We start from the raw sequence: 14,689 nt of genomic DNA, 5'->3' as shown, positions 1-14,689 counted from the left end.
AGTCTTCCTCTCTCCCGACCGGTGCCCATGAAAAGATATGCCAAGTGGGGCGGCGTTCTGTTGCTGACGCCCGTCCTGCTCTTTGTGTTCCTCTCCCTGCTTTTCTACTTCCCGCCCTTTCAGCGATGGGCCGTGAGGCAGGCCGCGGCCTATGCCTCCGGGAAGACCGGCATGCAGATCAGCGTGGGCAGCGTGCGCCTTTCCTTTCCCCTCGACCTGGCTTTGGCCGACGTTCGGGCCTTTGCGCCCAACGACACGCAGCCCGACTGCCGCGACACGGTGGCCCTTGTAGGCCGTGTGGTGGCCCGCGTGCAGCTGTGGCCGCTGCTCCGCAGCCAGGTCATGGTGGACCGTTTGGGCTTCGACCGGCTCCACCTCAACACCACCCATTTCATCCCTGCCGCCCGCATTCGCGGCCAGGTGGGCCGTCTCGACCTCCGGGCCCACGGCATAGACCTCAGCCGTGAGCTGGCCTGCGTGGATGCCGTGCGGCTGTCGGACGCCCAGCTCGACATCGCCTTGAGCGACACTGTGCCGCCCGACACCGCCCCCAGCACCAACTTCTGGAAGCTGCGTGTGGCCCGCCTCTCGCTGCGCCGCACCGCCCTCACCCTCCATCTGCCCGGCGACACCCTCTCCGTGGCCGCCCGGATGGATCGCGCCGAGGCCGTCGGCACGTGGATGGACCTGCACCGAGGCCTCTACACCGTGGGCCGGCTGGACTGGCAGGGCGGCCTGGCCTACGACCAAAACTTCGTGCCTCGCACGCGCGGCCTCGACTACAGCCACCTCCAACTCTCGGCCCTGCGGCTGCGGGCCGACTCCTTTTATTATGGCGACTCCCAGCTGCGGCTGGCCGTGCGCGAGGCCGCCTTTGCCGAACGCAGCGGTCTGGCCGTGAGCAGCATGCGCGGCACGTTCACGATGGACAGCACGCACCTCGCGCTGCCCGCCCTGCGCGTGCGCACCGCGGCCGGCACCGACGTGGCCCTCGGCTTCGCCATGGACCTCAATGCCTTTGCCGACGTGCAGCCCGGCACCCTCCAGGCCACGCTCCGCGGCCAGATAGGACGGCAGGATTTGCTGCTCCTTGCCGCCGACAACCTGCCGCGCGACCTGGCCCGCCACTGGCCCCGGCAGCCGCTGGTGGTGCATGGCGGGGTGGGGGGCAACCTGCAGCGGCTGCGCGTGCGCCAGCTCGCTCTCCGTCTGCCCACGGCTCTCAGCGTGCGGGCCGACGGCTTCCTTGAGCACCTCGACCGCCCCGACCGGTTGCGTGCCCGCCTGCAGGTGCAGGCCCGGACTGACCGGCTCGACTTCGTGGCCGCCCTGCTGCCGCCCGCCGTGCGGGGCACGGTGCGCATCCCGCGCGGCATCGGGTTCCGCGGGCAGGTCGATGTCGATGGCCCGCGCTATGCCAGCCGCTTCACGGCCACCCAGGGCGGTGGCTCCGTGGGCGGCATGGTGTGGGTCGATGCCGGCCGCATGGCTTACGAGGCCAGCCTCTCGGCGCGCGCCCTTCCCCTGCGCGCCTTCCTGCCCCGCTATCCTCTCCACGCTTTCACCGGCAGCCTCACGGCCCACGGCCAGGGCACCGACCCGCTCTCGTCCCGCACCCGTCTGCAGGCCTCGGCCGCCGTCTCCCGCTTTGGCTATGGCCCCTACGACCTTGCCGGCGTGCGTCTTGACGCCACCGTTTCCCAGGGACGCGTGCAGGCCCGCGTGGACAGCCGCAACTCGCTGCTGCGCGGAACCATTGCCGTCAACGCCCTCACCGGCGGCCGGCGGCTGCGCGCCACCGTGGGTTGCGACATCGCCCATGCCGACCTCCACGCCCTGCGCCTCGTCGCCCAGCCGCTGGTCGTCTCGGGTTGCGCCCATGTGGACCTCGCGTCCGACCTGCGCCAGTACCACCGTGTGCAGGGCACGCTGAGCGATATGACCCTACGCGACTCCACCCGCGCCTACCGCCCGCAGGACGTGGGGCTCGACATCGTCACCTCGCGCGACACTACCCACGCCATCATCGACTGTGCCGACTTCCACCTCAACATGGACGCATCGGGCGGATACGAGCGGTTGCTGGCCCGTTGCAACGCTTTTGTGGGCGAGTTGCAGCGTCAGCTGCGCGACAAAACCATCGACCAGCTGCGCCTTCGCCGCCAGCTTCCGCTGGCCCGCGTCTATTTGCGGTCGGGCAAGGACAACATGGTGTGCCGCATCCTGCGCCACTATGGCTATGCCCTCGACCGTGTGCTGATGGACCTCACGGCCTCGCCCGTGGACGGATTGGACGGCCGTCTGCAGGTCGACTCGCTCGTTTTGGGCGGCTTCCAGATGGACACCGTGCGCTTCCGCTTCGATTCCGATGCCGAAAAAATGACCTACACCGCCCAGCTGCGCAACGGCCCCAAGAACCCCGACTACGTTTTCAATGCCCTCTTCGACGGCTCCATCGACGCGCACGGCACGTCGCTCCAGGCCCGTGTCTACGACCACGTCGACCGCCTCGGCGTGCGCCTGGGCCTGCGTGCCGCCATGGAGGCCCACGGTGTCAGCCTCCATCTCGTCGGCGACAGGCCTGTTCTGGGCTACAAAGAGTTCTCCGTGAACGACAGCAACTACCTGTTTCTGGGCGACGACCGGCGCATCCGCGCCGACATGGCCCTGCGCGCGGCCGACGGCACGGGTCTCCAGGTCTACACCAACGACTCCAATGCCGTGGCCTTGCAGGACGTCACCGTCAGCCTACACCGGTTCAACATCGGCGATGCACTGGCCATGATACCCTACACGCCCGATGTAGAGGGCATCCTCGACGGCGACTTCCACCTCATTCAGACAGCCTCGGAGCTCTCCGTCTCCTCGTCGGTCGGCGTGCGGGGCATGGTCTACGAGGGCTGTCCGATGGGCAATGTAGCCACCGAGTTCACCTACATGCCCAAGTCCGACGGCAGCCACTATGTGGACGGAACGCTCTCACACAACGGCGCGGAGGTGGGCACGCTCACCGGCACCTACGTCTCGGCAGGCCGTGGCGTGCTCGATGCCACGCTCAGTCTGGAACGGTTGCCCTTGGAACTGGCCAACGGCTTCATCCCCGACCGCCTTTTCGGCTTCAAGGGCTACGCCGAGGGCGACCTCAGCGTGCGGGGATCGCTGGCGCGGCCCGACGTCAATGGCGAGGTGTTTCTCGACTCGGCCTACATCTTCAGCGAGCCCTACGGCGTGGAAATGCGCTTTGCCAACGACCCCGTGAGCATCGAGGACAGCCGGCTGCAGTTCGAGAACTTCGAGGTGTTTGCCCACAACGACAGCCCGCTCAACGTGAAAGGCTACTTCGACTTCTCCGACATGTCGCGCATGCTGCTCGACGTGCGCATGCGGGCTGACAACTATTTGCTCGTCGATGCCCGCGAAACCGGCCGCTCCGAAGCCTACGGCAAGGCCTACGTCAACTTCTTCGGGCTCATGCAGGGCCCCGTGGACAACCTGCGGATGCGCGGCCGCGTGGAGGTGTTGGGCACCACAGACCTGAAGTACAACCTCAAAGATTCGCCCCTTTCCACCGACAATCAGCTGCAGGGACTGGTCGATTTCGTCGACTTCCGAACGTCGGCCGCCACCGCCCCGAGCCGTCCGCCGCTCACGGGTCTCGACATGGACCTGAGCATCAGCATCGACGACGGCGCACACGTGGACTGCTATCTCAACGCCGACCACTCCAACTACATCGACGTTGTCGGCGGCGGCGACATGCGCATGCAGTACAGCGCGGCCGACAACCTTCGGCTCACCGGCCGCTACACCATCGGCAGCGGCGAGATGAAATACTCGCTGCCCGTCATCCCGCTCAAGACGTTCACCATCCAAGACGGCAGCTACATCGAGTTCCGCGGCGACCCCATGGACCCCGCCCTCCACCTCACGGCCACCGAACAGACCAAGGCCACCGTGGGCGGCGACGCGTCGGGCGGCCGCGTGGCGGTGTTCACCTGCGGCGTGGTGGTGAGCCAAATGCTCTCCAACATGGGCCTGGAGTTCATCATCGACGCCCCCGACGACATGACGCTGCACAACCAACTGCAGAGCATGTCCAAGGAAGACCGCGCCAAGCAGGCCGTGGCCATGCTCACCACCGGCATGTATCTGGCCGACGGCAACACCAGCTCGTTCTCCATGAACTCCGCGCTGAGTGCTTTTCTGAACAGCCAAATCAACCAGATTACGGGCAAGGCACTGCGCTCGCTCGACGTGAGCTTCGGCGTGGACAACTCTGTCAACGGTAGCGGCGCCCTGCACACCGACTACTCCTTCAAGTTTGCCAAGCGCTTTTGGAACAACCGTCTGCGCATCGTCGTGGGCGGCCGGCTCTCGTCGGGGGCCGATGTCACGCCGCAGGAAGAGACCTTTTTCGACAACGTGACCTTTGAATACCGGCTCAGCCCCACGTCCAACAGGTATCTCAACCTCTTCTATCAGCGCGACAGCTACGACTGGCTGGAGGGCAACGTGAGCCGCTTTGGCGGCGGATTCCTGTGGAAACGCAAGCTGAGACACTTCAGCGACCTGTTCCGCTTCCGCGACGACAAGTCCGTTTCCCTGCCCGCTGACACTGCGCGGCGCGACTCCGCGCCCGCCCGCCGCGACTCCATGGCCGTGCGCCGTGCCGCTGCTGCCGCCCGTCGTGCGGCCGCACGCCAGGGCGCCGCCCCCGCCACCCAAGACCCACAGCGATGAACAAGACTTCCCTCTCCTCTCTCTCCGCCCTCGTGCTGACGGCCGTCGCGGCCCTCGTGCTGGCCTCCTGCTCGACGACGAGCGGCATCCCCGAGGGCGACCGGCTCTACACCGGCCTCACGCCCATCACCTACAACGCCCCCGAGCGCGGCGCGCACTTCGCCGCCACGCAGGAGGAACTCGAGGCCGCCCTGGCCACCGCGCCCAACGGCGCCCTCTTCGGCAGCAGCCGTGTGCGCTCGCCTTTCCCCGTGGGCCTGTGGATATGGAACGCCTTTCACGACAGCCACGGCCTCTTTGCCAAGTGGCTTGTCGGCGCCTTCGGCTCGCGGCCGGTGCTCATGAGCTGGGTCAACCCCGCGCTGCGTGCCTCGGTGGGCACCGAGGTGCTGCGTGCCCACGGCTACTTTCGAGGCCGCGTCACCCACGAGATTGTCGTGGGCAAGAACCCCCGCAAGGCCAAGATTGCCTACACGGTGGACGCGGGCCACCTCTTCACCGTCGACACCTTGCGCTACGAGGACTTCTCGCCCGCGGCCGACAGCCTGGTGCAAGCCACCCGCGCCGAAGCCCGCTTGCGGGCCGGCGACGCCTTCGACGTGAGCGCCCTCGAGGGCGAGCGCACGCGCATCAGCACCCTGCTGCGCAACAACGGCTTCTTCTACTACCAGCCTACCTACGCCTCTTACCTGGCCGACACCGTGTCGGCCCCCGGCCGCGTGGAGCTGCGCTTCCGGCCGTCGGCCGACATTCCGGCCGCGGCCCGCCGCAAGTGGTACGTGGGCGACGTGAGCATCGACATGCGGCGACAGTTCATGGAAGAGCTGCACGACTCCATTCGCCGCCGCCGTCTCACCGTGCGCTTCAACGGCCGCCGCTCGCCCGTGCGCCCGTCGGTCGTCCTCGGCGCCATGCGCCTCTTCCCGGGCCGCCTCTACAGCTACGACGACCACCAGCGCAGCCTCAGTCAACTCACGACGACGGGCCTGTTCAGCATGGTCGACTTCACGTTCACGCCGCGCGACACCACGGGCCGCTGCGACACGCTCGACCTGCGGCTCAACTGCGTGTTCGACAAGCCCTACGACGTTTACTTCGAGGGAAACCTCACGGGCAAGACCAACAACCGCCTGGGCCCGGGCGTGGTGCTGGGCCTCACCAAGCGCAATGCCTTCCACGGCGGCGAGCTGCTCGACGTCAAGGTCAAGGGCAACTACGAGTGGCAGACGGCCCACGGCGGCGAGGGCTCCTCGTCGCGCTTCAACAGCTACGAGTACGGCTTCGACGCTTCGCTGCAGTTTCCCACTCTCGTGGTGCCCTGGGCCGAGTCCATCCGCCGCCGCTTGTGGCGGCGTGTGGCGCGCACCCACTACGTGCCCACGTTCACCACCATGCTCAAGGGCTCGTCCGACATCATCAGTCGGGCCAATTATTTCAAGCGTCACATCGTCTCGGGCGAGTGGACCTACACGCTGCAGGCCTCGCCCACGGTGCGCCATCAGTTCTCGCCGCTGGTCTTCTCGTTCGAGTACATGCGCAAGACCACGGCCGCCTTCGACTCCATTCTCCGCGCCAACAGCTACCTGCAATACACCATGCGCGACCAGTTCGTGCCCAAGATGCAGTATGTCTACACCTACACCAGCCCCTCCCGCCGCAGCCCCCTGTGGTGGCAGACCACGGTGAGCGAGGCCGGCAACCTGCTGTCGCTGGGCTATGCCGCCGCCGGCCGCCGCTGGGACGCGCAGGGCAAGCAGCTGTTCCAGAATCCGTATGCCCAGTTTCTCAAGCTCGAGACCGAGCTCGTGAAGACGTGGCGGCTCGCCGAGCACAGCCGGCTGGTGGGCCATGTGGACGCGGGCGTGGTGTGGAGCTACGGCAATGCCACGGTGGCACCCTACAGCGAGCAGTTCTATGTGGGCGGCGCCAACTGCATCCGGGCCTTCACCGTGCGGGCCGTGGGTCCCGGCAGCTACCACGACGACGCCTCGGCCGCGGCCTACTATCTGGACCAGACGGGCGACGTCAGGCTGCTGGCCAATCTGGAATACCGGCCGCGTCTGCTGGGCAGCCTCTACGGTGCGGTGTTCCTCGATGCCGGAAACGTGTGGTCTCTGCGCGACGACCACCGCCAGGGCGGCCGCTTCCGCCTCAGCAACCTGCTCCGCGAGACGGCCCTCGGCACGGGCGTGGGGCTGCGCTACGACCTGGATTTCATCGTCATCCGGCTGGACTGGGGCGTGGGCCTGCACGTGCCCTACCGCTCCGGCTTCTACAACATGCCCTCTTTCCGCGACAGCCAGAGCCTGCATTTCGCCATCGGCTACCCGTTCTGATGGTGCGGGGCGGGGGAGCTTTAGGCGGGAATAGGCCGGGATGGGCGGGGAGTTATAGGAGGTGATAGGGGGTTATAGGAGGGGGATAGGCAGGGATAAGGGAGGATAGGGGTGATGAGGCCGGCGCAATCGCGCGGCCTTTGCGGCGTAGCCGCAGGACGATGACGGCGTGTTCGTGCGATGATTGCGGCGTAGCCGCAGCGCGATTGCAGCGTAACGGGGAGCCCGCCAAGCCGCGACCATGCAGGGTGGGGGCGGCAGCGGTGCAGGATGGGGCCCCGAAGATGCTGTGCTGGGGCCGTGACCATGCCGTGCGGGCGCGGCGGGCCCGGGTTGTCCGTGCTTGCAAAAGTAATAAAAATAATGTGTAGCTGCACGCAATGGGGCTTTTTTTTGTATCTTTGCAGTCTATAAAGATTCGGGAAAAAGATGATTTCGGTAGAGCATTTGACAGTGGAGTTCGGCGTGCGGCCCTTGTTTCATGACGTGAGTTTCGTGGTCAACGACCGCGACCGCATCGCCCTCGTGGGCAAGAACGGGGCCGGCAAGTCCACGATGCTGAAGATTCTGTGCGGCCTGCAGAAGCCCACGGCCGGCACGGTGGCCGTGGCCGGCGACACCACGGTGGGCTACCTGCCACAGGTGATGCGGCTGGCCGACGACACTACCGTGCGCGAAGAGGCGCGCAAGGCCTTTTCACGCCACACCGACATGAAGGTGCGGCTCGACCGCATGCAGCGCGAAATGGCCGAGCGCACCGACTACGAGAGCGCCGGCTACCTGGAGCTGGTGGAGGCATTCACCCAGGAACACGACCGCTTCATGATGCTCGGCGGCGACAACTACGAGGCCGAAATGGAGCGCACGCTGGCCGGACTGGGCTTCGGCCGCGACGACCTGGACCGCCCCACCAGCGAGTTCTCGGGCGGATGGCGCATGCGCATCGAGCTGGCCAAGATTCTGCTGCGCCACCCCGACGTGCTGCTGCTCGACGAACCGACCAACCATCTCGACATCGAGAGCATACAGTGGCTCGAGCAGTTTCTGGCCCAGAGCGCCAAGGCAGTGGTGCTGGTGAGCCACGACAGGGCTTTCATCAACAACGTGACCAACCGCACCGTGGAGATTACCTGCGGCCACATCGAGGACTACCGCGTGCCCTACGACCAGTATGTAGTGCTGCGGCAGGAGCGGCGGGCCCAGCAGCTGCGCGCCTACGAGAACCAGCAGCGCGAGATGGCCGACACGAAGGCCTTCATCGAGCGGTTTCGTTACCAGGCCACCAAGGCCGTGCAGGTGCAGCAGCGCATCAGGCAGCTGGAGAAAATGGTGCCTGTAGAGGTCGACGATGTGGACAACCGGGCCATGCACCTCAAGTTCCCGCCCTGCCTGCGCTCGGGCGACTTTCCCGTGATTTGCGACGAGGTGGGCAAGGCCTACGGCCGGCACACCGTGTTCGGCCACGTGAACCTCACCATCCGGCGCGGCGAAAAGGTGGCCTTCGTGGGCAAGAACGGCGAGGGCAAGTCCACGCTCGTGAAGTGCATCATGGGCGAGATACCCTTCGACGGCCGGCTCAAGCTGGGCCACAACGTGCAGATAGGCTACTTTGCACAGAACCAGGCGCAGCTCCTGGACGAGTCGCTCACCATCCACGACACCATAGACCGCGTGGCCACGGGCGACATGCGGCTCAAGATCAACGACCTGCTGGGCGCGTTTATGTTCGGCGGCGAGGTGGCCGACAAGCGTGTCAAGGTGCTCTCGGGCGGCGAACGCTCGCGCCTGGCCATGATACGGCTGCTGCTCGAGCCGGTGAACCTGCTCATCCTCGACGAGCCTACCAACCACCTCGACATGCAGTCGAAGGACGTGCTCAAGGAGGCCATCCGCGCCTTCGACGGCACGGTCATCGTGGTGAGCCACGACCGCGAGTTCCTCGACGGCCTCGTGTCCAAGGTCTACGAGTTTGGCGGCGGCCGCGTGGTGGAGCACTTGGGCGGCATCTACGACTACCTGCGGGCCCGCCGTGCCGAGACCATCCACGAGGCGTTGGCCTCGTCGCCGTCGCCGGCCCCTGTGGCCGCGCCGCCCACAGCCGCCGTCCGGCCCGCCTCCGGCCCGTCGCGCCCGGCCGCCGCACCCGCTGCGGCCAAGGCTCCGGCCCCCACGGCGGTTGCCGGCGACGCCCGCCAGAACTATCAGGAGCACAAGGAACGGCAGAAAAAGATACGCCGCGCCGAGCGCAGCGTCGAGGAGTCGGAGAAGAAGATAGCCCGCCTCGAGGCCCGCCTCAAGGAGCTCGACACCCTGCTCATGCACCCCGACAACGCCGCCAACATGGAGCTCGTGGGCGAGTACACCTCGGCCCAGGCCGCCCTCGACCGCGAGAACGACGCCTGGCTGACGCTCTCTGAAGCCCTCGAGACGCTCCGCGCCGCCGCCGTCTGACGGCTGCCGCCGCGGCATCCCCCTCCGGCGGCCCCGCCGCCGACCCCCAACGAATCCCCAACAACCATGTATATGAAACATTTCCTCCCCATGATGATGATGCTCGCCGCCCCCGTGGCCGGCATGGAGGCCCAGAGCAAGTCGGGCCTCGACCTCTCCAACCTGGACCGCACGGCGCGTCCGGCCGACAGTTTCTACCAGTTTGCCACCGGCGGCTGGCAGCGCGCGCACCCCCTGCCCGCCGCCTACAGCCGCTATGGCAGCTTCGACATGCTGCAGGAAAACGTGAACCGGCAGGTCAATACCATCCTCGCCGACCTGTCGCGCAAGGCCTACAAGCCCGGCACCACCGAGCGCAAGCTCAGCGACTTCTACCGGCTCGCCACCGACTCGGCCTGCCGCAACCGCGAGGGGCTGGCCCCCGTGCAGCCCCTGCTGGCCGAGATGGAGGCCGCCCGCAGCCTCGACGACCTGCGCCGCTTGCAGCTCAAGTACGCGCGGCTGGGCTATGGCGTGCCCTTCGGCTCGGGCTTCGCGGCCGACGACAAAAACGTGACGATGAACATTCTCGTGCTGCGTCAGGGCGGCCTCACGCTGGGACAGAGAGACTGGTACCTCAACACCGACAAGGCCACGGCCGACGTGCGCGAGGCCTTCCGCCGCCACATCGTGCGCATGTTCCGCCTCTATGGCTTCACCGAGGAGCAGTCGGCGCGGAAAGGCGAGGCCGTGTTCCGCTTCGAGACCACGCTCGCCCTCGTCTCCAAGAGCAACACCGACCTGCGCGACCCCCAGGCCAACTACAACAAAATGACGCTCGCCGCCTTCGAGGCAGCCTGGCCCAACATCCCGCTGCGGGCCCTCTCGCAGGCTCAAGGCATCGACACGGCCGCCATCCGCGAGGTTGTTGTGGGCCAGCCCGCTTTCTTCACGGGCTGCGACCGGCTCGCCGCACTGCTCACGGCCGACGAGTTGCGCGCCCTCATGGAGTGGGACGTCATCATGGGTTCGGCCAATGTTCTGTCGGACAACGTGCGTGAGGCCAACTTCGACTTCTTCGGCAAGACGATGAAAGGACGCAAGGAAGACTTCCCCCTCTGGAAGCGCGCCACCGTCCAAGTGGAGCACGCCATGGGCGAAGCACTCGGCAAAATGTACTGCGAACGCTACTTCCCCGCCTCGAGCAAGCGCATGATGGAGGAGCTCGTGCGCCAGCTTCAGCTCAGCCTGGCCCAGCGCATCGACGCCCAGACCTGGATGAGCGACTCCACCAAGGCCAACGCCCATGACAAGCTCGACCGCTTCTACGTGAAGATTGGCTACCCCAACAAGTGGACCGACTACGCCCGCCTTGACATCGACCCGGCCCGCAGCTACTACGAGAACGTGGTGGCCGCACGCCTGTTTGCCGTGGACAAGGAGATACGCGACAAGGCCGGGCGGCCCGTGGACCGCGACGAGTGGTACATGACACCCCAGACCGTCAACGCCTACTACAACCCCACGACCAACGAGATCTGCTTCCCGGCCGGCATCCTGCAGCGGCCTTTCTTCGACCCCAAGGCCGACGATGCCTTCAACTACGGGGCCATCGGCGTGGTGATAGGCCATGAAATGACCCACGGCTTCGACGACCAGGGCCGCCAATACGACGCCACGGGCAACCTGCACGACTGGTGGACGGCCGCCGATGCCCGCGGATTCGACCAGCGCGCCAAGCTCTACGCCGACTTTTTCGACGCCATCGAGGTGCTGCCCGGCCTGCACGCCAACGGCCGCTTCACTCTCGGCGAGAACCTGGCCGACCACGGAGGCTTGCAGGTGGCCTACAACGCCCTGCGCAATGTCACGGCCACCCGCCCGCTGAAGACCGCCGACGGCTTCACCCCCGCCCAGCGCTTCTTCATCGCCTACGCCGGCGTGTGGGGCCAGAACATCACCGAACAGGAAATCCGCAACCGTGTGAAGACCGACCCCCACTCGCTCGGACGCTGGCGCGTGGACGGCGCCCTGCCCCACATCGACGCCTGGTACGAGGCCTTCGGCGTGACCCCCGCCGACAAAATGTACATCCCCCAGAGCGAGCGGCTGCAGCTCTGGTAACCAGAATCCAACGCCATGCCCTTACGCTTACCCGACAGGCTGCCGGCCGTCGACATCCTGAAGAAGGAGAATATCTTCGTCATGAACGAGAGCCGGGCCCACACACAGATGGTGAGGCCGCTGAAAATCGTCGTGCTCAACCTCATGCCGCTGAAGATTACGACCGAGACCGACCTCATCCGCCTGCTCTCCAACACGCCCCTGCAGCTGGAGGTGAACTTCATGAAACTGCGCAGCCACACGCCGAGGAACACGCCCATCGAGCACATGCTCATGTTCTACAAGGACTTTGACATCCTTAGACAGCAGAAGTGGGACGGCATGATTGTCACCGGCGCCCCCATCGAGCAGATGCCGTTCGAGGAGGTGGAGTACTGGGAGGAGATAAAAACCATCTTCGACTGGGCCCGCACCCACGTCACTTCCACGCTCTACATCTGCTGGGCGGCCCAGGCGGGGCTCTACCATTTCTATGGCGTGCCCAAGTATCCGCTGGCTGAAAAGATGTTCGGCATCTTCCGGCAGACGCCTCTTGTGCCCGAGTTGCCCATCTTCCGAGGCTTTGACGACGTGTTCATGATGCCCCACAGCCGCCACACCGAGGTGCACCGCGAGGACATCGAGGCCGTTCCGGCGCTCACCGTCATCGCCGAGTCGGAGCGCAGCGGAGTGAGCATGGTCATGGCGCGGGGCGGCCGCGAGTTCTTCATCACCGGCCACCTGGAGTATGCCCCCGACACGCTCGACAAGGAATACCGCCGCGACCTGGGCAAGCGCAACGACGTGCCGCTGCCCCGCAACTACTATCGCGCCGACGATCCGGCCCAGGGACCGCTGGTGACGTGGCGGTCGCACGCCAACCTGCTGTTCAGCAACTGGATCAATTATTACGTCTATCAGGAGACGCCCTACAACATCAACGAGATAGAATAGCCGTCGGCACGGGGCCGGGCGGACTGTTGTACGCGTCCGTGCAGCCGCCTTGCAGGGCCCGTGCGCCCTCCCGCACGGGTGGAGCGGCCGCCTTTTTCACTATGCGCAAACTCGAACTCCTGGCTCCTGCCAGGGACTTGGCCTGCGGCTTGGCCGCCATCGACCACGGGGCCGACGCCGTCTACATCGGTGCCGAACACTTCGGCGCGCGGGCCGCCGCCGGCAATTCGCTGGCCGACATCGCCGCGCTCTGCACCCATGCCCACCGGTTTGGGGCCCGCGTCTACGTCACTGTCAACACCATTGTCTACGAGCAAGAGCTCGCCGCCACGCGGCAGCTTGTCACCGATTTGTCGCGCATCGGCGTGGATGCCATGCTCGTGCAGGACATGGGCATGCTGGAACTGCGCCGCGAGGCCCTGGCCAGGGTGGCTCGGGCACCGCTGCTCCATGCCTCGACGCAGTGCGACACGCGCTCGGCCGAAAAGGTGGAATGGCTGCGGCGGCTCGGTTTTGCGCGTGCCGTGCTGGCCCGCGAGCTGTCGCTCGAAGAGATAGAAGCCATCCGCAAAGCCGTGCCGGACATCGAGCTCGAGGTGTTTGTGCACGGGGCGTTGTGCGTGAGTTATTCGGGCGTGTGCTACGCCTCGCAGCACTGTTTCGGGCGGTCGGCCAACCGGGGAGCGTGTGCCCAGTTCTGTCGCATGCGCTTCGACCTCGTGGATGCCGACGGCCACGTCGTCGAACAAGGCCGTCATCTGCTCTCGATGAAGGACATGAGCCAGCTCGACCACCTGGAGGAACTGGCCGATGCCGGCGCCACATCGTTCAAGATAGAGGGGCGGCTCAAGGACGAGGGCTACGTCAAAAACGTGGTGTCGGCCTTCAGTCGGCGGCTCGACGAGCTGGTGGCGCGCCATCCGCAACGCTATGCACGGGCCTCGCGCGGGCGGGTGGCGTACAGCTTCGAGCCCAACCTGCAGAAGACTTTCAACCGCGGCTTCACCACTTACTTCCTAAAAGGGCGGCAGCCCGACATCGCCTCTTTCGACACGCCCAAGGCTCTTGGCGAGTTCGTGGGGCGGGTGAAGGAGCTGCGGCGCGACTCGTTCAACGTGGCTGGAACGGCGGCATTTGCCAATGGCGACGGGCTTTGCTTCATCAACGAGGAGCACGAGCTGGAGGGTTTCCGCGTGAACCGCGCCGTGGGCAACCGCCTCTACCCCCTCCGCATGCCGCGCGGGCTCAAGGCGGGAACGGGTCTTTACCGCAACAACGACGAGGCTTTCGAGCGTGTGCTGGCCGGCGCCACGGCCCAACGCACGCTACCCGTGCGCATGCGGCTGGGGCTCACGCCCTCTGGATTCCGTCTCCGGGTGTGGCCTGCACCTGCAGGAGCCGGCACCTCAACACCGCCGGACGGGCTCGTTCAGGCCGGGCCCGAGGCTGGGGAACCGGTGGGCGAGGCCACGGTGGACTTTGCACACGAGGCCGCCAAGTCGGCCCAGACCGACAACATACGCCGGCAGCTGGGCAAGTTGGGTGGCACGCTCTTCAGTTGCGACGGCATCGGCATCGACGACGAGGCCGCGCAGCTCTTCATTCCGTCCAGTCTGCTGGCCGCGTTGAGGCGCGAAGCCGTGGAGCATCTGGCCGCGGCTCTCGAAGAAAACAGGGGAGCTGAAGACTGCCCGAACGTGGATTCTAAAGACAACAAGAACAAAGAAAACAACCCAAATACCGATGTTGAAGACAACATCGACGACAAAAACAACTTGAACAACCCTGCCAAGGAAGCCGCCCCAGCCGTCGCCCGCGTGTGGCAACCCGAGTACCGGCAGTTCTCCTACCTCTACAACGTGTCCAATCATCTGGCCCGCGACTTCTATGCCGCCCACGGCTTGCCCCGCGTGGGCCCGGCCTTCGAGCTGGAGGGGCGGCAGCATGGGGCCCTGCTCATGCAGTGCCGCCACTGCCTGCGCTATGCGCTGGGCTTCTGCGTGCGCCATGGCGGCCGCAAGCCCACGTGGCGCGAGCCGCTCGTGCTGCGGCTGGGCGACGGCCGTCGGTTCCGTCTGGAGTTCCGTTGCGACGAGTGCCAGATGAACATTTACAGTGAGTAGCCG

At 66.1% G+C, this 14,689-nt stretch carries 6 protein-coding genes; all 6 read left to right on the top strand.

All coding sequences use genetic code 11. The features are described 5' to 3' along the window. Window positions 1-27: 27 nt before the first annotated feature. The 6 genes from PREDE_RS10300 to PREDE_RS10275 all read left to right on the top strand — a co-directional run bounded on the left by PREDE_RS10300 (window position 28) and on the right by PREDE_RS10275 (window position 14,686). Entirely contained in the window at window positions 28-4,740 is a 4,713-nt protein-coding gene (locus tag PREDE_RS10300) for a translocation/assembly module TamB domain-containing protein (RefSeq protein WP_005847179.1), read from the top strand. After that, window positions 4,737-7,076: a translocation and assembly module lipoprotein TamL gene (tamL, locus tag PREDE_RS10295; RefSeq protein WP_005847177.1), complete on the top strand. Its 2,340-nt coding sequence runs from the start codon at window positions 4,737-4,739 to the stop codon at window positions 7,074-7,076. Before PREDE_RS10300 ends, tamL begins: the two co-directional genes overlap by 4 nt. A gap of 429 nt (window positions 7,077-7,505) precedes the next feature. Then, entirely contained in the window at window positions 7,506-9,527 is a 2,022-nt protein-coding gene (gene abc-f / locus PREDE_RS10290) for a ribosomal protection-like ABC-F family protein (RefSeq protein WP_015310461.1), read from the top strand. A 66-nt stretch (window positions 9,528-9,593) separates the two neighbouring features. Next, the gene (locus PREDE_RS10285) at window positions 9,594-11,630 is read left to right on the top strand and encodes a M13 family metallopeptidase (protein WP_005847171.1); all 2,037 of its coding nucleotides are present in this window, start codon (window positions 9,594-9,596) and stop codon (window positions 11,628-11,630) included. 15 nt (window positions 11,631-11,645) lie between these two features. Beyond that, window positions 11,646-12,563, top strand: coding sequence for a homoserine O-acetyltransferase MetA (gene metA, locus PREDE_RS10280; protein WP_005847169.1), 918 nt, complete (start codon window positions 11,646-11,648; stop codon window positions 12,561-12,563). A 101-nt stretch (window positions 12,564-12,664) separates the two neighbouring features. After that, window positions 12,665-14,686, top strand: a complete 2,022-nt coding sequence (locus PREDE_RS10275; RefSeq protein ID WP_005847167.1) for a peptidase U32 family protein — start codon at window positions 12,665-12,667, stop codon at window positions 14,684-14,686. Window positions 14,687-14,689 lie beyond the last annotated feature (3 nt).

This window comes from Prevotella dentalis DSM 3688 (assembly GCF_000242335.1).
Classification (GTDB): Bacteria; Bacteroidota; Bacteroidia; order Bacteroidales; family Bacteroidaceae; genus Prevotella; species Prevotella seregens.
The sequence above is the reverse complement of the archived record's forward strand: the minus strand, read 5'-3'. Positions and strand labels throughout refer to the sequence as shown.

Excerpts from the sequence above, each read along its gene's own strand:
- PREDE_RS10300 (WP_005847179.1), top strand. The coding sequence starts at position 28 with ATGAAAAGATATGCCAAGTGGGGCGGCGTTCTGTTGCTGACGCCCGTC.
- tamL (WP_005847177.1), top strand. The coding sequence starts at position 4,737 with ATGAACAAGACTTCCCTCTCCTCTCTCTCCGCCCTCGTGCTGACGGCC.
- abc-f (WP_015310461.1), top strand. The coding sequence starts at position 7,506 with ATGATTTCGGTAGAGCATTTGACAGTGGAGTTCGGCGTGCGGCCCTTG.
- PREDE_RS10285 (WP_005847171.1), top strand. The coding sequence starts at position 9,594 with ATGTATATGAAACATTTCCTCCCCATGATGATGATGCTCGCCGCCCCC.
- metA (WP_005847169.1), top strand. The coding sequence starts at position 11,646 with ATGCCCTTACGCTTACCCGACAGGCTGCCGGCCGTCGACATCCTGAAG.
- PREDE_RS10275 (WP_005847167.1), top strand. The coding sequence starts at position 12,665 with ATGCGCAAACTCGAACTCCTGGCTCCTGCCAGGGACTTGGCCTGCGGC.